The 18,492-nt window shown below is 45.9% G+C and carries 11 protein-coding genes; all 11 read right to left on the bottom strand.

Annotated features, from left to right (window positions below; all coding sequences use genetic code 11):
• Positions 1–8: 8 nt before the first annotated feature.
• The gene (locus tag R8N46_RS18615; protein ID WP_047102646.1) at positions 9–2,417 is read right to left on the bottom strand and encodes a GH36-type glycosyl hydrolase domain-containing protein; all 2,409 of its coding nucleotides are present in this window, start codon (positions 2,415–2,417) and stop codon (positions 9–11) included.
• Positions 2,418–2,501: 84 nt separating this feature from the next.
• A complete protein-coding gene (locus R8N46_RS18620) occupies positions 2,502–4,421 on the bottom strand; it encodes a beta-N-acetylhexosaminidase (RefSeq protein WP_213966900.1) in 1,920 nt (639 codons plus the stop codon).
• A gap of 8 nt (positions 4,422–4,429) precedes the next feature.
• Positions 4,430–5,320, bottom strand: coding sequence for an N-acetylglucosamine kinase (locus R8N46_RS18625; protein ID WP_213966899.1), 891 nt, complete (start codon positions 5,318–5,320; stop codon positions 4,430–4,432).
• A gap of 2 nt (positions 5,321–5,322) precedes the next feature.
• Complete coding sequence (locus tag R8N46_RS18630; RefSeq protein ID WP_213911213.1) at positions 5,323–7,062, bottom strand: glycoside hydrolase family 9 protein; 1,740 nt, start codon at positions 7,060–7,062, stop codon at positions 5,323–5,325.
• Positions 7,063–7,125: 63 nt separating this feature from the next.
• Positions 7,126–8,121, bottom strand: coding sequence for an ABC transporter ATP-binding protein (locus R8N46_RS18635; protein ID WP_005380041.1), 996 nt, complete (start codon positions 8,119–8,121; stop codon positions 7,126–7,128).
• Between the two features lie 47 nt (positions 8,122–8,168).
• The gene (locus tag R8N46_RS18640) at positions 8,169–9,152 is read right to left on the bottom strand and encodes an ABC transporter ATP-binding protein (protein WP_005386550.1); all 984 of its coding nucleotides are present in this window, start codon (positions 9,150–9,152) and stop codon (positions 8,169–8,171) included.
• A 2-nt stretch (positions 9,153–9,154) separates the two neighbouring features.
• Complete coding sequence (locus R8N46_RS18645) at positions 9,155–10,180, bottom strand: ABC transporter permease (RefSeq protein ID WP_213972462.1); 1,026 nt, start codon at positions 10,178–10,180, stop codon at positions 9,155–9,157.
• Positions 10,181–10,182: 2 nt separating this feature from the next.
• Positions 10,183–11,169, bottom strand: a complete 987-nt coding sequence (locus tag R8N46_RS18650) for an ABC transporter permease (RefSeq protein ID WP_053304108.1) — start codon at positions 11,167–11,169, stop codon at positions 10,183–10,185.
• Positions 11,170–11,339: 170 nt separating this feature from the next.
• On the bottom strand, positions 11,340–13,022 hold the full coding sequence (locus R8N46_RS18655; protein WP_005380037.1) for an ABC transporter substrate-binding protein: 1,683 nt from the start codon (positions 13,020–13,022) through the stop codon (positions 11,340–11,342).
• A gap of 781 nt (positions 13,023–13,803) precedes the next feature.
• Positions 13,804–17,190, bottom strand: a complete 3,387-nt coding sequence (locus tag R8N46_RS18660; protein WP_318098469.1) for a response regulator — start codon at positions 17,188–17,190, stop codon at positions 13,804–13,806.
• Positions 17,191–17,415: 225 nt separating this feature from the next.
• On the bottom strand, positions 17,416–18,441 hold the full coding sequence (gene rsmC, locus R8N46_RS18665; protein ID WP_017820412.1) for a 16S rRNA (guanine(1207)-N(2))-methyltransferase RsmC: 1,026 nt from the start codon (positions 18,439–18,441) through the stop codon (positions 17,416–17,418).
• Positions 18,442–18,492 lie beyond the last annotated feature (51 nt).

Raw genomic sequence — 18,492 nt, forward strand, 5'->3', positions numbered from 1 at the left:
AAAGATGATTAACCTAGAGTAACGATAACTTCGTTTACTGAACCTTCCGCTTGAACTGGGACAGAGGCACCATTCACTGCTTCACCGTTCACAGTAATCGACTTAACGCCTTTGCTTACTGAGTCTGGGTTAACTACTTTGATGTTGTACGTTGCACCTAGCCATTGACGAGTCACTTCGAAACCAGGCCAGTTCGTTGGGATACATGGATCGATAGTTAGGCCATCGAAGCCTGTACGCACACCAAGGATAAAGTTGGTAACAGCGAAGTAAGCCCAGCCTGACGTACCTGTTAACCATGGGTGGTTTGCACGACCGTGGTCTTGGTGGTCTCGACCCATGATGAACTGAACGTATGAGTATGGTTCTGCAATACGTTTTTCGATGATGTCGTTCTGGTTGTATGGGTTTAGCGCATCGTAGAACTTCATTGCACGATCACCACGACCCAGTTTCGCTTCAGCTACCCAAGCCCATGGGTTTGGATGTGAGAAGATCGCACCGTTCTCTTTTACGCCTTGGTAAACACGAGTTACGAAGCCGATATCATCATTCGGTGTTGCAAAAGATGGTGAGTTTAGGTGAAGGCCGTATTCAGAGAACAGGTTCTCATCGACAGCGTCCATCGCTTTTTCGCCACGCTCTTGAGATACCGCACCAGAAAGTACCGCAAGTGTGTTTGACTCTAGGTGTACTCGGCCTTCCGCTTGTTGCGCAGTACCGATCTTGTCGCCATTCTTCGTCAGACCACGGATGTACCAACCGCCTTCGTCATCCCAAAGGTGGGTTTCACACGCTTCACGAACGTTTGCTGCCATCACCGTGTATTTTTCAACGTCGGCTTCCTTACCTAGGTATTTCGCTAGGTCGATGAACTCCTGCAGTGCCCAGAAATGTAGGAACGACACCATTGAAGATTCGCCACCACCTAGGTTCAGACAGTCGTTCCAGTCTGCACGCAGACCTTTACAGATACCGGTTTGACCTACGTATTCAGCCGAGAAGTCTAGCGCGGCTTTCATGTGGTCATAAACCGTTGCATCGCCACCGTCGGCGTAAGGGATCACTTCGTCAAAGAAGCTGTGCTCACCGGTTTCCATCACGTACTTACAGATGGTTGGAACTAGCCATAGGTGGTCATCAGAGCAGGTGTCTTCGATGCCGTGAATCTTGTCTTCATCAGACGGTGTTGGAACCACGGTTGGGGATTTCGATGGTTTAACGTCAGCTTTTTCTGGATCGAACCAATCTGGATCAAATAGGTGTAGACCGTAGCCCGCTTTTACTTGGCCGCGCAGTAGGTCAACGATACGTTTGCGCGTCATTGCAGGGTTAGCGTGAGGGACTGAGATCGCATCTTGCGCTGTATCGCGGTAACCAAGACCAGTACGACCACCCACTTCGATGAATGAAGCAAAGCGAGACCACACCACACAAGTTTCTGCTTGGTACAGTGTCCAAGCGTTGATCATGGTATCTAGACCTTCGTTTGGTGATTTCACTTGGAACTTGCCACAGCGTTCATCCCAGTGTGCTTTGATACCCGCAAATGCATTGTCGACTTCTGCAAGGTCTTGGTACTTAGCACGTAGACGGTCACCATTGCCTTTACCGATACCTAGAATGTAAGCAAAGCGAACTTCTTCACCCGGCTGGATAGTGAATTGCTTGTGCAGAGAGCCACAGTGGTTGTAACACGTTTGTGCTGTGTTGAAACACTTGCCTTGTTCTACCGCTAGCGGGTTTGCTTCGTCACGGTATAGGCCAAGGAAGCTGTCACGTTGACCGTCGTATGAATCTGGGTCAAATGTTGAAGCTAGGTAGTAGAAGCCTTCGAAATCGTTGGTGTTGTAGTACAGGTCGTACTCGATCACGCCTTCGTTGTAAGCCGTACCTGCCGAGTACAGAGACATCTGATGGTTTTGATTATCAGATTGAATGTGGCTGAATGAGAACTCAACAAATGAGAATGCACTGATCGTACGTGGTTTGTCAGAGGTGTTTTTAATCACTACATCCCAGATTTCAGCGTCTTCGCCTTTTGGCACGAACAGAGTTTTTGTTGCGGTAATACCGCTGTATTCACATTTGAACTTAGAGTAAGACAAGCCGTGACGAACTTCGTAGTTTGCTTCGTCTAGGCTCTTCGCAACTGGTTGCCAAGAGATTGACCAGTAATCACCTGTCTCATCATCACGCAAGTAAACGTAGTGTCCTGGGCGATCGAATGTCGCATTTGGACGGAATTTAGTAACACGGTTGTATTCTGGAGAGTTGTAGAACGAGTAGCCACCCGCGTTGTGCGAGATAACCGTACAGAACTTCTCAGTACCTAGGTAGTTGGTCCATGGTGCTGGTACGTCAGGGCGAGTGATGACGTATTCGCGATTCTCGTTATCGAAATAGCCGTATTTCATTTGTGTCTTTCCTTTTTACGAAGCTGCATCAGCAGCCAAAATTTAAAAACTCTTCAAGCGTGATGTTTCGACATCAGTTTTGTATTACTTCCACGGTTTACGGTAATTCACTCCCTGCAAATCAAGCAGAGGTAGATGGCCTTTCAAGCGTGATAAATAGTCAGTCCAATCTCGGTGTTGTTTGTCTGTCCAACATGCTTCTGCCATTGCAGTTAAACGAGGGAAGATCATGTAGTCCATGCGAGGTTGGTTATTGATAATTTCGCACCATAATGCTGTTTGAATGCCCCAAATGCGCTTACGTATTGGGTCGTCAGCAGGCACTTCAGCGAGCGGCTCGTAGTTGTAAGCTTTTTCTAGTGGCAGTGGGTTTGCCCAGTCCACGCCCGGTTCTTCAGGTGCGTAGTCTTGGGTCATATCTAGGTAAGTGGTTTGTGCTGGTTGCAGCACCACATCAAAGCCTTGGCGAGCACAGTTCAATGCCGCTTCTTCGCTTAGCCATGAGTAGATCACCGTATCTTTGCTGACTTTGTTGCCGTGTTGAGCTTCTTCCCAGCCCAGCATGCGTTTGCCCAATTTACGAAGTTTGTCTTCGGCATAACGCAAGAAGTGTCCTTGCAAATCTTTGTAGTCGCTGTAACCCAGTTGTTCCATTAGTGCTTGGCATGCTGGGCTTTTTGACCATACGCCGTTAGGTACTTCGTCGGCACCAATATGAACGTAAGGCGCAGGAAAAAGCGCAGAGACTTCTTCTAGCACTTTGTCGATAAATTCATAGCTCCCCGGCAGAGCTGGGTTAATAACGTTGTCGTTGTAATGCTGAATACTGCGGTATTCGGTGGTATCTTCCGCTTCTACCAATAGGTGTGGTAACGACTTGATGGCGGCTCGGCAATGACCAGGTACATCAATTTCAGGAATGATGGTGATGCCGCGTTGCGATGCAAATTCGATAACGTCTTTGATGTCTTCTTGTGTGTAGAAGCCGCCGTAACGTTCATCAAAGTGCGTGTACTGTGGTTCATTGATCTCATCCAATCCGCGCCAAGCACCAATATCGGTCAGTTGAGGCAGTGATTTGATTTCAATTCGCCACCCCTCATCGTCGGTAAGATGCCAATGGAACGTATTGAACTTGTAATGAGCCAGTTGGTTGATCAAGCGTTTGACTTGCTTAACGGAGTGAAAATGACGAGCACAATCCAGCATCATACCGCGGTAACGAAAACGTGGCCTGTCCTTGATTGAACAGCAAACTACTTCCATTGAGTTAGGTTGATCGCCAACTTTGATTAGTTGTAATAACGTTGCACAAGCATGGGTAAAACCAGACGAAGATCCTGCTTCAATTTTGATTGACTCTTCGGCTACTTTCAGTTTGTAAGCGCCTTCATCCAAGGTTGGGTTGCCTTTGAAGATGATCTGACTGCCATTGTCTGATGCGAACTCAAATTGGTGAATGCGCTTAAGCTCATCAAGTAGCCATTCTTTAGCTGAATTGGCCAGGCTTGAATAAACCGCGACGCCAGCATGATGATCAAAGCTAAAATAGTGATCGCTGACCTCAATATGGTTTGGTTTTGGCAGCAAGGGCTGTGCATGGGTTAAACTTGCAGGAATCTCACTGCGTTCACGGTATGGTGAAGCTAATACGATAGGCGTGACATCCACTTGTGCGCGCTGTGGGTTTCCATCAACGACAAAGTTGATCATCGCTTCGTTAAAGCCATCCGAGTAATAACGGAATGGGTTCGAACCAATACTGAATTCACAGTAATAGTGATGGTTGGCAGCCAGTACCACCCCTTCTGGCTTAAGTGTGCAAAAACTACCAATTTGAGTCAGTTGACCATTTGAAACGCTGTCTGGAAGAATGTAACGATCGAAAGCGAAAGTTAAGCTCCAGCTGTTTAGGTCTTGGTCGCTCAAGTTATGAAAGGTGAGGCCAAAGCGGCAGTTTTGTTTCTGCTCAGAAAGGACTACGAGATCAACACGATATTCCATATCTACTCCTACGCCGCACTGAGCGAGTAAAGGTTATGTTCTGGTTTGCCAGCAAACATAATTGCGCCTTCAATCGCGTCAAACTGTGGCTCAACAATCCATTGCTGAACTGGTGGTGAAAGCCAACGTACAATGCGTTCAGCTATGCTGCCCATTAAACAAATACGTGTTGCGCCGCGCTTGTTTAATGCCACGAGAAACATTTCTATATCCGCTGCGGTTTGCTTCAGCATTTCAATGGCCAGTGCATCGCCTTGTTCCGCATGTTGGAAAATAGCCGGAGAAAATTGCCCATAATCACGAGGAAGCGCCTGTTTTGACCACGCCACCACGTTGTCGACCTCATTTTCGAAATGCGTCATAACGTGTTGTGCTAGGGGCGTTTTTTCTCTGATGCCATCTTCAGCTAACAAAACTTGCTGAACTAGGCGTAGCCCCATCACTGCGCCGCCACCTTGATCCGAAATTGGGAACTCACGACCACCGACAACGTGTTGCTCCAATCCTTTAAGGTAGATGCCACAAGAACCGGTTCCCGCAATCATGATTGCGCCATCTTCGCCATTGTGCGCACCAACGCACGCACCGTAAGCATCGGTATTCAGAGTTATACTGGCAAATGGATGAGGAAGAGACATGAAGGCTTGCCAAGATGCTTTGTGCTCTGCGCCAGCAAGGGCTAAGCCGACGTGCATCGACGCGAAATCTTGTTGTGTTAGACCGCCTTGCTCGGTAGCCGAAGTGATGGATTCAAGAATCGAAGCCATTGCTGTTTCAGCACCTAGCATGATGTTGGCACTGCCGCTTTTGGCCTCGCCAAGAAAATTACCTTGTGAATCTTTAATCCTGGCTCGACATGACGTGCCGCCACCATCGATACCGACAAAATACATTCCCATGATTATTCTTCCTTCATATTTTTAGAGGTCGCCAACTGAGAAGCATGCTGAGCTTGACTCATTATCGCGAGTAAGTACCAAGCGCCATGCGGGATCCATTGTTCGCCCCAGCGCCAGTTTTGTAACACGTCTTCTTTTTGTGCTGGTGGGTTAAATGCAATGTCTTCCTCGTCTTCATAGCCGCCAGTGATTCCGTTACACACGCCACCTTTTGCGTTGAAGAAACCATATTGAGGGAGGTAATCAGGGTTGTTACGACCATGGCCATCTAGCATGCACATGTCGTATGGGTTTAAGCCTACAACCCAGTTCAATGCATCTTGAGCAAACACAGAAAGTTGTTGCTGTACTTCTTGCGACGCTATATGCGGTTGAGCAAGGTACGCCATGGTCGCGAGTGAGCCCAGTCGAGCATTCTCGCCTTGCCACCAATAGCCGGATTCATTGTTGTGCGCGACAAAAAATGCCTCGCGTTTTGACTCATTTACGCCTTTAACATATTGGCGAGGGTAACCGAATGGGTTGATCACTCTATTCGATATTGTGATCTCAAACTCACACGCTAGGTTTACGATACGTTTTACCGATTCCGCTCGTGCTGAGTCGTCTTCAATTGATAGATATTCGCATAGGGCAATAACTGGTAGACCAGCTTCGGCTGCGTGAAAATATGGACGGCTGCCGTCTTGGTTTGCTGACCAAAAGTGTTGAATCTGTTCGTCGCTCATTTGGCGTGCAACTAAACGTTGCGCCCACAAACGGCTCTCTTCCAAGTAGCGAGTTTCTTTGGTTGCTTTAAACAGTTCTACACAAGCCAGTAGCGCACAGTATTCGTCGATAATGTTTTCTTCCCCATCATTGAGGTACTGCGTATTGTGCTCTTTTAAGTGCCAGTAACCATTTTCGGCAGCGTTGCGGTATTTTTGTTGATCGTATTCACCGTGAACACTTAAACGCGATGCTGCCGCTAGCGCTGCAATGGCGACACCGCCACCTTGTCGAAAGCCTGCTTGATAGTCGTCAAATTTGTGACCAAGTTGAGTTTCGTACGCGCAAATCTCGCGTTGCGCAGTATCTTTGCTCCACTTGTCAAAGACCGTCATGTAGAAAAAGCCTTTTTCGTTTTGCATACGCACAAGAAAGTCTGCACCGAACAGGGCTTCTTCAATCAGACGTGTACGTGTGAAAGCTGCAATGTCTTCGCTTCCTTCAAGCAATGAAACCCCTTTTAGGATGTTCCAAACCACCATTGGGGTTTGTTGAGGATTCAAATAATTCGCGTATGAAAGGTGACTTAAATACTTGCTAACGTCTCCTGATGCGTCGTACCAGCCGCCGTGTACATCAACCTTTTTATTGGAGTTTAGTACTGGAAGTTGTCGATCTTGTTGATCGAAGATCCCGCCGCAACGTTGCGATTTGAAGTAGTGGATCACATCTGACAAAGTTTGATCCAACAGAATGTGTTCGCCAACGATGAAAGAGGAAGAGCGCGTATCTTCTACTTGCAAGAAATAGTCACCTGACGTTGTGAAAGAGGAAAAGTCGATGAGGTAGAAATAGCCCTGATGCCAGTTCGCCACTTTACCTTGTTCTTCAACCGCAAAAGTTGCCACGGTTTGCTCGCTAGTGGCACAAATCAATTGAGCAGTGTAAGAAGACAAGTGTGGTTGTTCGGTCTGGATAATGGCTTTCTTTGGGCCCAGACGCTCATAACCAATGTGGTTAGTCAGTAGCAGCATTCAATGTCTCCGGGAAACGATAAAAACAGGAATGGGCCAGGCTGAACCTGACCCTCGTTATGATTAATCTTCAAATAAGTAACAGCGGACAAAGTGGTTGTCGGACAGTTGAGTGACGCCCGGTAGTCGTTCGCGACATTTGTCGGTAGCGTGTACACAACGTCCAGCAAATGGACAGCCGACAGATTCTGGTGTCCAAAGTGGGATTTCCCCTTTGTTGCCTTTCAGTTTCTCGTGAATAGACTTCGATGGATCTGGAACCGCAGATACCAACAGTTGCGTATATGGGTGTTGAGGATCGTGAATGATTTCTTCAGTATCGCCCCATTCAACCATGTGACCTACGTACATGACCGCGAGATCTTCAGCAATGTAACGCGCTGTTGCGATGTCGTGAGTGATGTAAAGCAGAGACATTTGTTTCTCGAACTTCATCTCTTCCATCAAGTTCAGAACACCGGCACGGATTGATACATCGAGCATGGATGTTGGCTCATCCGCCAATACCACTTCTGCACCAACTGCGATGTTACGAGCTAGGTTTACACGTTGACGCTGACCGCCAGATAGCTGGTGCGGGAACTTTTGCGCCGTTTCTTTTGGTGGAATAAGACCAACTTGTTCAAGTAGGTCGTACACACGCTCTTCCAGTTCTTTCTTGTTGCCCGGTGCTACTTTCTTATGAATCAGCAGCGGGCGCGCAATATGGTGGAAAATGTTGTGTGTTGGGTTTAGCGAGCCGAATGGGTCTTGCCACACCATTTGTACACCTTCACGGTAGGTCATTAAATCGTGACGAGAGGTGATGTCTTGGATATCACGACCTTTGTATTCAATGATGCCATCGGTTGGTGCGTACATTTTTGCAATCATTTTTGCAGTAGTAGACTTACCTGAACCAGATTCACCTACCACTGACAAGCCGCGGCTCTTGTACATTTTGAAAGAGACGTCGTTGATTGCGCGCATCTTAGATTGTTTGATTGAGTTACTGTTTAAAGGGAAGTCCTTAACGACATTTTTACCCTCAATCAGCAGTTCGCCGAATTGTTTGCTCATAATTCTCTCCAGTGTAATTTTTGTTCTTAGCTAGCGTTTTTTTGTTGTTAAACCTTAGCTTGAGCAATGGTGTCGCCGTACAAATGGCAATTTGAGAGGCGACCTGGTTCAATTTGACGTAATTGGGTTGGTACACGTGTACATGCTTCATGTACGCGGTCGCAACGAGCTTGGAAGCGGCAGCCTTGTGGAACTTCTAGCAAGTTCAACGGGTTACCTGGAATACCAGTCAATTTGGTCTTTGGTCCAGTTAGTGGAGGGAAAGAGCTACCCAAACCTTTGGTGTAAGGGTGGTAAGGACTTTCCAGAATTTGCTTAGAAGGCGCGACTTCAATCAACTCACCTGAGTACATGATGCCGATACGATCCGAGAACTCGACCATCAATGACAAGTCATGTGTGATGAATAGAATTGAGAAACCAAACTCTTCTTTAAGCGCGTAAATTTTTTGTAGAATTTCACGTTGAACCACTACATCCAATGCGGTAGTCGGTTCGTCCATGATGATCATTTTTGGGTTCAGAGCCAAAGCGATTGCGATTACTAGACGTTGACGCATACCACCAGAGAACTGGTGCGGGTAATCACTCAATCGGCTAGGGTGGATATCAACGATTTCCAGCAGACCTTCAGCGCGTGTTTTTGCTTGAGCGCGAGTCATATTGGTATGACGCATGATGACGTCACAGAACTGCTCTTCCATGGTTAGAACAGGGTTCAAAGCGTTCATCGCACTCTGGAATACCATCGACATTTCACTCCAGCGGAACGCTTGCATGCGATCATCGCTGTACTGAAGGATATCTTCACCGTTGAAGATAACCTCACCACCTGTGATAAACGCTGGCGGCTTATGAAGGCGCATTAGTGAGAAGGCAACAGTGGATTTGCCACAGCCAGATTCACCAGCCAGACCGAATACTTCACCTGGTGCAATGTCGAAGCTCACGTTGTTACAGGCGCGGACATCGCCCGCGTCTGTGATGTAGTCTACGCATAGGTTACGGATGGAAATTAGTGGTGCAGTCATGATTATTTATCTCCGCTCCATAGTGCATTTTGTGGTGCCAGTTCAGGCTCACGTTCTTTCTTGTCTTTTGCTGCTAGTTTTTTCCAGCGTTTCATGCCTTTGTGAGAACGAAGTTGAGGGTTCGCAATTTCGTCAACGGCAAAGTTCAACAGAGCAAGACCAGTAACCAGTAGTGTTAGGGCAATACAAGGTGCTAGTACTTCCCACCATGCGCCAATCAGCATGGCTGATGAGGTTTGCACGTTGTAAAGCATGATGCCCCAACTGATCGTGTTGGCATCACCCAAACCTAGGAACGAAATGACCGCTTCAGTGTTGATCGCCAGCATTACTGAGCCAATGAAGCTCGCACCGACAATCGGGATAAGGTTTGGTAAAATCTCAACGAAGATGATACGGAATGAAGACTCTCCCAATACTTCGGCAGCTTTAACGAACTCTTTCTCGCGTAGTGCCATAGTTTGAGAGCGGACAACACGTGCACCCCATGCCCAAGAAGTACCAGCGATAATCAAGGCAATGGTGAGTGGGCCTGCTTCACCGATAAAGGCCGCCAGCACGAATAGCAATGGATACTGCGGAATTACTAACATGATGTTCATTGCGGCACTCAATATGTCATCCACTTTACCGCCGAAGTAACCTGCCGATATACCAATGACTGTTGCTAAGAAACACACGATGATGCCAGCACCAAAGCCTACACCCAGTGATACTCGTGCACCGTAAGCCACCTGCGACCAGATATCGCGACCCATTCGGCTAGTACCTAATACGTGGTCGGCCTTTTTAGACATAAGCAGTGTACGACGATCGTCTGCTAGGTTTTTAGCGACCCAACCATCAGGATTGTTTTGTGCCTGTTTTACAACAAAGCTTGGGTATTCGTGTGGGTTACCGGTTCGCTTGTCTGGCGCATGCTTTGTAAGTAAAGGAGCGGCGATCGCAACGAATACGAATACGGTAACAATACCAAGACCGATTCGAGCGAATGCGTTACCTAAAATAAGTTTGAATAGTTCTTTCATGATTATTTGCCTCCCGAACGTAGGCGAGGGTCTAGAATCATGTACAGCATGTCAGCCATTAAGTTGAAGCACAGCATGAACATCGTCATGATAATTAACTGACCTTGAAGTACTTGGTAGTCACGAGCGTGAATTGCGTTCAATAGAACAGTACCTAGGCCTGGGTAGTTGAAAATCATCTCGATGATTAATTGACCACCGATGGCCATACCTAAAGACATAGACAGTGCGGTAACACTTGGAAGTAGTGCGTTACGTGCGGCGTAATTAAAGACGACGCGGTTTTCACTCAGCCCTTTACCTTTAGCCATCGTGATATAGTCTTCGGCGAGAAGGTTGATCATGTTGTTACGCATGTTAACTAGGAAGCCACCAATTTGAACGATGGTTGCACAGAATAGAGGTAGTACAGCGTGGTAACCCACGTTCTTGATGAACTCCCAGCTTGTCCAATCAGGAATAGTACCTGGCGTGTAAGCATAGCCAGATGGGAACCATTTCAGGCCAATCGCAAAGGTAAACAGTGCTAACATTGCGATAACCATTTGTGGAATCGCTTGAATGATCAATGTGCCAGGCGTTACGAATGCATCGTACTTACTACCGCGCTTCCAGGCGGCAAAAATACCAAGGACAGAAGCGATGGAGAAAGAAAGTACAACCGCAGTACCAGCTAGAAATAGTGACCAGCCAAATGCACTACCTAGTAAAGAATTAACTGAAAGAGGGTAGAACTGGATTGATGTACCTAGCTCCCAACTTAGAATGTTTTTAATGTACGAGAAGTACTGAATGTAAATTGGCCCATCAACGAAACCGAGCAGTTCTTTCATTGCTGCGATTCGTTCTGGAGTCACCTGTACTGAAGCATTAGCAAACATCATGGTAACTGGGTCACCAGGCATTGCTCGCGGAATAATAAAGTTTAACGTCGCTGCAACTAAGAGCGCGACAAGATAGAACGACAAACGTCTTAAAAAATAACCCATAACTCACACCTTACTCACCCAGATTTTTTCCCTGTTTCTGGTTTCAGGTCGCTCCTAGCGAAATTTAGAGCGAAAAATCCCCTGACGACGAGCGCCACATATTGGTTTCGTTAACAAGGGATTTTTATAGGCGGCACACGGGATGTATGCCGCTTGAAATGAACTTCTACTTATTTAACTGGTTTTAGGTCCAGTACGTGAAGTAGACGCTCTGGGATACCTGCCCAAATGTTTGGACGGCCCTTAGGGTTTTCTTCGTTCCACCAACCAGTGAAGCGAGTTGTGTTGTATTGGTACATGTACGCGCCAGATAGCACAGGAATAGTTACTTGGTCCTGAGCAATGATCTTCTGAATGCCATGAGCGATCTCTAGCTGTTCTTGCTTATCTGCTGTCTTGTAGAAGCTGTTAAGAAGACCGTCTAGCTTATCGTTCTTGTAGAAGTGCATTGCAAAGCGAGGCATGCCGTCACCAGCTTGTAGCTTCGAGTTGTAGCCACTATCCCAGTACAAGTGTGGATCTGCACCGTGGAAGTAGTTGGTGTAAGCAACGTCGTAAGTACCTTCTAGCATTGCTTGGTTGTATACCGAGAAGTCCGGTGTACGAGCACGAGCTTTAATGCCCACTTCTGCTAGTTGCTCAACGGCTAGTTGTACTGTGTTGTTGAAGTCAGTCCAACCGTTTGGTGATTGAATTAGAAGCTCGAAAGACTTGCCAGATGGTGTATCCACAAAGCCATCTTTGTTTACATCTTTGAAGCCAGCTTTAGCTAGAAGCTTTTTCGCACCTTCCGCGTTGTATGTGTTGTAGCCTTTGTACTTGTTGTGTGTCTCTTCATCAGACCAAGCTTCGAATGCGTAGCCAAGGCCAGATGCGAAGTCGTTCACTGTACCGCCGCCGTAGAAAGCGATGTCAATGATAGTTTGACGGTCTAGCGCCATAGAGAACGCACGACGGAAGTCAACGTTAGTTAGCGCTTCGTTTTTCGCAGCGTCTGGGTTTTTGAAGTTCACTACAAATGCTTGAGTACCCGCTGGTGGGTACCAGTAGTGGTGATTCGGACTTGCTGCAGCGTACGTACGGTCGATGTCTGGTACGAATGAAGACGTCCAGTCCATTTCGCCGTTAACGATTTTGCCCAAGAATTGGTCGTTGTTCGCGATTTGCGGCACACGCAGACAGTCTACATCTAGGTTGTCTGCATCCCAATAATTCGGGTTCTCACACTGGATATATAGCTGCGGTGTGAAAGTGTCGATTTCGGTAAATGGACCACTGCCTACTGGATTTTCGTTTGTGAATGTTGCTGGATCTTTTACTTTGCTCCATACGTGCTTAGGTACGACGGGTACTTTCGCAATTTCGTAAGGAACGTTTGAGTTTGCTTCGCTTAGACGGAATTTAACTTGGTAGTCGTTAACTTTTTCTACGCCAGTCACCCAAGAGTTGATACCAGATTGGTCTAGCTCTGGCTTCTCTTTAACTAGGTTGAAAGAGTAAACAACATCATCAGCGGTAAACGCTTTGCCATCAGACCATTTTACGCCCTTACGGATATCGAAGGTTACGCTCATCAGGTCATCAGCCATGGTAAAGTTTTCTGCTAGACGAAATACAGGCGTGTTACCGTGCATTTCGTTAAAAACAACGAGCGGCTCGTAAATAAAGTCGGTTGTTGTGTGCAGGTTAGTTGCACCCAAGAAAGGGTTAAAGTTACGAACGAAAGTTGTAAACTCTTTAGGGTGGATAGTCAGTTCACTGCGTTCAGCCGCAGTAGCTACCGATGCAAAACCTGTAGTAGCCGTTGCAATAATTGCTGTTGCTAGTGCTGTTTTTTTAATATTGGCAAGCATAGCTGTTCCTTACTATTTGCTTTCATTTCACTAAATGGAATTGAATGTCATCAATTGATAAACACTCTCTAAGACCTACCTCTTGTACATGCCTTACTCATTACAACATTGAGTTTCGCCAAGAGTGGCCTGTAGGCCTTAGGCAGGAGTAAGAAAACACCTTATCCATAAAATAATCAAACTTGATTCCCGTTAAAAACGTTAAAATCTCTGAGCTCTCCGTTATAAACGTTATTTTGGCTAATTTTAACCAGTAGAGGGACAAAAAATAAACGTTGATATGCGTCGCAGTTTATATCCTTGTTAATAATGAGTGTTGGTGATTACTAACCTGGTGTTCCATTTAAAATATACGTTTCTTGCTTGGTTTCTAGGTTCGGAGATCTCGCTCACATGCAGAAATGGTGTTAATTAATCAGCTAAAAATTAATCTGCCGTTCTGTTGTGATTAAGTTCGCAATCTCTATCAATAGTTCGTCAAAATCCGCTTGTTATCTGAAAAATGGCCTTTTTTATCGACAGTTTTCTTCCGTTTGTCGTCCTTTTTTTATTGTATGAATGAAGTTTTTTGGTTGCTCGAACTTACCTAATTAAGGCCAGTTAAATGGATAAGGTCGTACGTTTTGAAGACCAACAATAGATAGCGATGTCTAACCGAATGTTCGTTATTGGAAATATGTTAATGGGGTAGGAAGAGGCGGTCTCTTTTATCTCTAGGAAGGGAATACTCGAATAACAAAAAAGCCCAGCATGCACGCTGGGCTAGTTTTTTTGATAAATATTAGCTGGTCAATAGTCGCTGTAGTTTATCTCGTTGTGCTTCTATGTATGCTCTCTCGGGGCTCTGTTCTTTGCAGTGTTCGAGAATGAACTCTATCGAGCTTAGCACCGTTCTCCAACGTGGTCTTTTGGGTAATGTTTCTATACGCATGTATTTATCTAAAGTGCGTGTTTGCAAAGTACTACGGTCTAGATAAACGCGCCACAAGCCACTTTGCTCTGCAAATGCGAACTTACTTTCACCCGTTACAGACTCCCAATACTCTAAAGCATGTGTCATTGCGTCTACTAGAACTTCTCGCATAAGTTCTTGCTTGTCTTTTTTATTACCGAGCGCTTTGTCTGCAAGGCGCGTAAATTCTCCGCCAAGCTCTTTTAGCTTTTGCAATTGGTCTTTGTCACCATCAAATGCATAACTTGAAAGCACTTCTACGGCGGTTTCTAGATTATGTATGCGAGCGGCACTGGCTCCACCGCCGACATTAAAGATGTACATGATATCTAACCCTGAACCTTCAGGGAGCTTAAGAATGTCTGCTTCGATGTTCTGACGAATATCTTCAATATAGATATCAATCTTGCCACAGTAATGAGGTTGTTTGACGGTTAGATATTTAGGGGCAATCAGCTCATCAGCAGATGAGCGCTTTAGCTGTTCTAAGCTGCGCTTGAATAGCTTACATGCAGCTTCGTTAGCAAAGCGAATACGCTTGTCTTCACGTAGACAGATGATAGCTTCAGGAGCCGATTCTAGCTGTTCCAACAAACGACCTTGAGTCTCAAGTAAGCTTGCTTCAACGACTGCTCGCTGTCTAAGTTCAGACTCTAGCACTTTGTTTTCCATATGGCGCATTTCTGCTTTACTTGCCGTTAAATGCGCTTGGATACGTGCCGCCAACTCTTGTTTATTAAATGGTTTCGATAAATAGTCGTTGGCTCCTGCTTCAAAACCTCTTACACGATCTTCTGTTTGACTGAGTGCGGTGAGCATAATGATTGGCAACTCGGCATGATCATAGGTTTCACGTAGTTCACTACAAACTTGGTAGCCGCTCATGCCTGGCATCATGATATCCAATAACAGAAGTTCCGGCTTCTCTTGCTCGACGAGCGCTAACGTTTCTGGCCCATCGGAGACGGTACGCACACGATAGCCCTCTAAACGTAAAAAGCTTTCAAGCACGCGTAAGTTTACTGGTTCATCGTCAGCAACATACAGTAACGGGCCGTCTGGGTTCTCTGGAAGTGATAAGTCTTCACTGTTCTCTACATTAACTTCAGGAATTTGGAAGTGCCCGTGCGCAGCTAGAGTCTGGGTTGCTTGGATTTCTTCTTCGCTGGCGAGCGGTAAAGTGAAACTGAAGGTAGTTCCGACCATTGGTTGGCTACTGACGTATAACGAGCCTCCCATTAATTCGATCAATTGACGGCTAATGGAGAGCCCAAGTCCTGCACCTTGACGATAACGGCTCGCATCTTGCCCTGCTTGGATGAGTGGTTCAAAAATATGTTCAAGTTGTTCTGCGGGAATTCCTTGTCCAGTATCCACAACTTGTACGCGTACATGATCATCTACCACATTAGCGGAGATAACAATTTTACCTTCTGAGGTGTATTTAATCGCATTGCCAATCAGGTTATATAGCACTTGTTCAAGGCGTTGCGGGTCAGCTGATACTGCTTTTAAATCCGCTGGGACTTGGTTGATGATGCGGATGGTTTTACTTCCGAGTAAATGGCTAGAAAGCTCTAAAACCAATCGTGTTGCACTGCCCAAACTCACTGCTGATTTCTGGATATCCATGCTTCCATAACGCATTTTATGATAATCCAACAAGTCATCGACTAGATTAGCGAGACGCTGACCACTTTTAATGATGATATCAAGCTGATATTTCTGGCTAGCGGGGATCGCGCCATTGGCGCCGGACGCTAAGGTTTCAGCAATCCCGACCATGCCGTGTAACGGTGTACGAAGTTCATGAGAAGTCGTGGCTAAGAACTCATCTTTTAATTTATCGGCCAATTGCAGTTCTTCATTCTGTTTCTGAATGATCTGTATGTTGCTTTCTAGTTCTTCATTTTGCTTCTTAATGGTTTGAATCTTCTCTCGAATAGAGCGTTGCATTCGTTCAAAGCTTAACGCAAGCCGACCAATTTCATCTTTACGAACCGTATTAAAAGACGTGTCATCAAGATCCCCTGCAGAGACCTTTTCGGCAACCCAAGTCAATTTCAGCAACGGAGAAGTGATAAAGTTTGATAAATAGTGAGAAGCTATCACCACAAGGATAATGGCGATCAACATAGCGATAACGAATAGTTTTTCGAGTTGATGGATACGAGCGAAAGCTTCGTTTTCTGGTAACTGTACGACGAGCGCCCAAATCACACCACGAGTTTCAATCGGTGCATAAGCCGCGATGATTTCTTCACCTAAGCCGTTCGTGTAAGTGCCGACACCAAACGCACCAGAGAGTGCTTTATCGATCACTTCTAAACTGTTCTTAATGTCGTCTTGTTTCGTGTTAATTGTGCGAGGTTGGTGATCATTTCCAACCAGCAGGGTGTTAATGGATGACTCTCGGTTGGCGTCTGCGGCTAACTTAGTGATGCCATTATTTGGCAAGCGGAACATGGCATAGCTGTGTAGATAACCTTGCTGAACAATTGGTGCACCTAGCCAAGCGACTGATTTCCCCCCTTCCAGCTCGAAGTCAGACACAATCACAGGAGTGTAGTCTTCGTTTACTTTTCGACGTTCAGTCACATCATCGGCGAGACGCTTGAAAGTTTTGCCAAGTGCCGAGTCTTTGTAGGGGCCTGATAACAAGTTCGTTCCGTAGTTATCGTCTTTGTTGATCGAGTAGGTGACGTTACCATTGATGTCGACCAGTAAAATGTCATTAAAATCAGAGCGCTTGAGGAGCTCCAAGTAGGCCCAATGATAGCGTTTATGCAAAAGTCGGTAACGTTCACTTCCTACATAGTTGGATGACTCGGGTAACGTTGAGGTTTTGATTTGGTCTCCGCTGCCCTCGATGTAGCGCTGTTGGGCGTTTTTACGAGACTCTGCAATATCATTGCCTAAACGACTAAAAGCATTGACGAGACCGTAGAATCGGCCACCACTGGCGTAAGCCAACTCTGAGCGCACAAAGCCCATGACTTCGGTTTCTCGTGCCTCAAAGTAGTCGATGATTTGCTGCTGTTTTGTATCTCGAACAGACAGTAAGTGCGAGGTGCTTTGTTCTTGCAGATCTTTACTGTGGGACTGCAAGAAAAAGATCGCAGTAATGGTAAGAGGTGTGATACTGAGCACCAGAAATGCGGTCATCAGTGTACTCTGAAGGCGCTTAAATTTCTGTTTTTTGTAGAATTTAAACATGGATAAGATTACAACTCATAATGGGCAGTTCTAAAACATACTTCGCTGCCGAGGTTCTCGTTAAAAACGGATAAGATGTTCAACTAGATAGAATTAACAAAATTAACGAGTTTTTTTTCTTTGACAAGAAAGTTAGTTGTAAAGCGTGCAGGGTGACGCAGTTTTTCTTATGAGTGTTGAATTTATGAGAAAAAATCGCGCAGGTTTATGCCTGCGCGGGGGAAGTTATGATTTTTTCGCGTAGTAGATAGAAAATTTATTGGTCTTATTTAGCGTCTCGCAATTATTAAACGCCCGCTCGATAATTGGTGGGTATTTTAAGAAGCTATTCGCGACAATCACCATTTCGCCGTCTTTGGTTAAATATTGTGGTGCCTGACCCAACAAGGTTTCCGCTGCGTTGTAATTTGTGTCTAGACCACTGTGGAATGGCGGGTTGCTGACGATAAAGCGGTAGTCTTTTGCGGTATCCGAGTATATATCTGATGCAAATACGCGTCCGGATAAACCATTCGCTTCTAATGTGGCTTGGCTAGAAGTGATCGCATAAGCATTAATGTCACACATCTCAATCGCGATCTCTGGATTCGCTTTCGCCATAAACGCACCGAGCACACCTGCACCACAACCAAAGTCGAGCACTTTGCCCGACAGCTTAGGTAAGGTTTCAAGCAGCAATCGGCTACCTAAGTCGAACTCGCCATGGCTGAATACGCCAGGTAGGCTCTTAACCGCTAGCGACTGCTCACCGAGTGTAACAGTGTAAGACTTAAACCAATCTGCTTGGTTGAAAGGTTTTGGTTCATTGAGGCAATTACCCCAGTAAAATGAGCAGCGACGAGCAGAGTCGTACTTGTTCACAGGGCCGTATTCTTGGAACATCTTCTCGATGCTCTTGATGCCGGAGCGGTTTTCACCAACGATGACGATTTCGGTGTTAATGCCCAGTTTCGCCATCAACATCGCCAGCAAGTATTCTGCTTCAGCTTTTGCTTTTGGCCAGTATAAAAGGACCATGTCTGCTTTTGTTTCAACATCAAACACAGAGCCAAAATGACTTTTCACTTTGTCAGAGGTTTGAATTTGGCGGTAGTAGCTATAGTTGGAAGTAAACACTTCAACAGACTCACAATGAGCCACTAACTCAAGAGGAAATAGGTCTTCAACTTCACCAGCGACTAAAACGTGTTTTCCGTTGAAGTATTCAAGTTGGCGCTGAGCTATTTGGCTAGGAGCGATATAAGCAGACATAAATTTGGTTCATCAGAAATAATTTGGGGCAGATTTTCGCACAATCTGCCC

It is taken from the genome of Vibrio sp. 1874 (genome assembly GCF_033344395.1).
GTDB lineage: Bacteria > Pseudomonadota > Gammaproteobacteria > Enterobacterales > Vibrionaceae > Vibrio > Vibrio alginolyticus.

Coding starts and splice junctions, on each gene's coding strand:
- R8N46_RS18625 (WP_213966899.1), bottom strand. CDS start 5,320: ATGGGAATGTATTTTGTCGGTATCGATGGTGGCGGCACGTCATGTCGA.
- R8N46_RS18635 (WP_005380041.1), bottom strand. CDS start 8,121: ATGAGCAAACAATTCGGCGAACTGCTGATTGAGGGTAAAAATGTCGTT.
- R8N46_RS18650 (WP_053304108.1), bottom strand. CDS start 11,169: ATGGGTTATTTTTTAAGACGTTTGTCGTTCTATCTTGTCGCGCTCTTA.
- R8N46_RS18620 (WP_213966900.1), bottom strand. CDS start 4,421: ATGGAATATCGTGTTGATCTCGTAGTCCTTTCTGAGCAGAAACAAAAC.
- R8N46_RS18640 (WP_005386550.1), bottom strand. CDS start 9,152: ATGACTGCACCACTAATTTCCATCCGTAACCTATGCGTAGACTACATC.
- R8N46_RS18630 (WP_213911213.1), bottom strand. CDS start 7,062: ATGCTGCTACTGACTAACCACATTGGTTATGAGCGTCTGGGCCCAAAG.
- R8N46_RS18645 (WP_213972462.1), bottom strand. CDS start 10,180: ATGAAAGAACTATTCAAACTTATTTTAGGTAACGCATTCGCTCGAATC.
- R8N46_RS18655 (WP_005380037.1), bottom strand. CDS start 13,022: ATGCTTGCCAATATTAAAAAAACAGCACTAGCAACAGCAATTATTGCA.
- R8N46_RS18660 (WP_318098469.1), bottom strand. CDS start 17,190: ATGTTTAAATTCTACAAAAAACAGAAATTTAAGCGCCTTCAGAGTACA.
- R8N46_RS18615 (WP_047102646.1), bottom strand. CDS start 2,417: ATGAAATACGGCTATTTCGATAACGAGAATCGCGAATACGTCATCACT.
- rsmC (WP_017820412.1), bottom strand. CDS start 18,441: ATGTCTGCTTATATCGCTCCTAGCCAAATAGCTCAGCGCCAACTTGAA.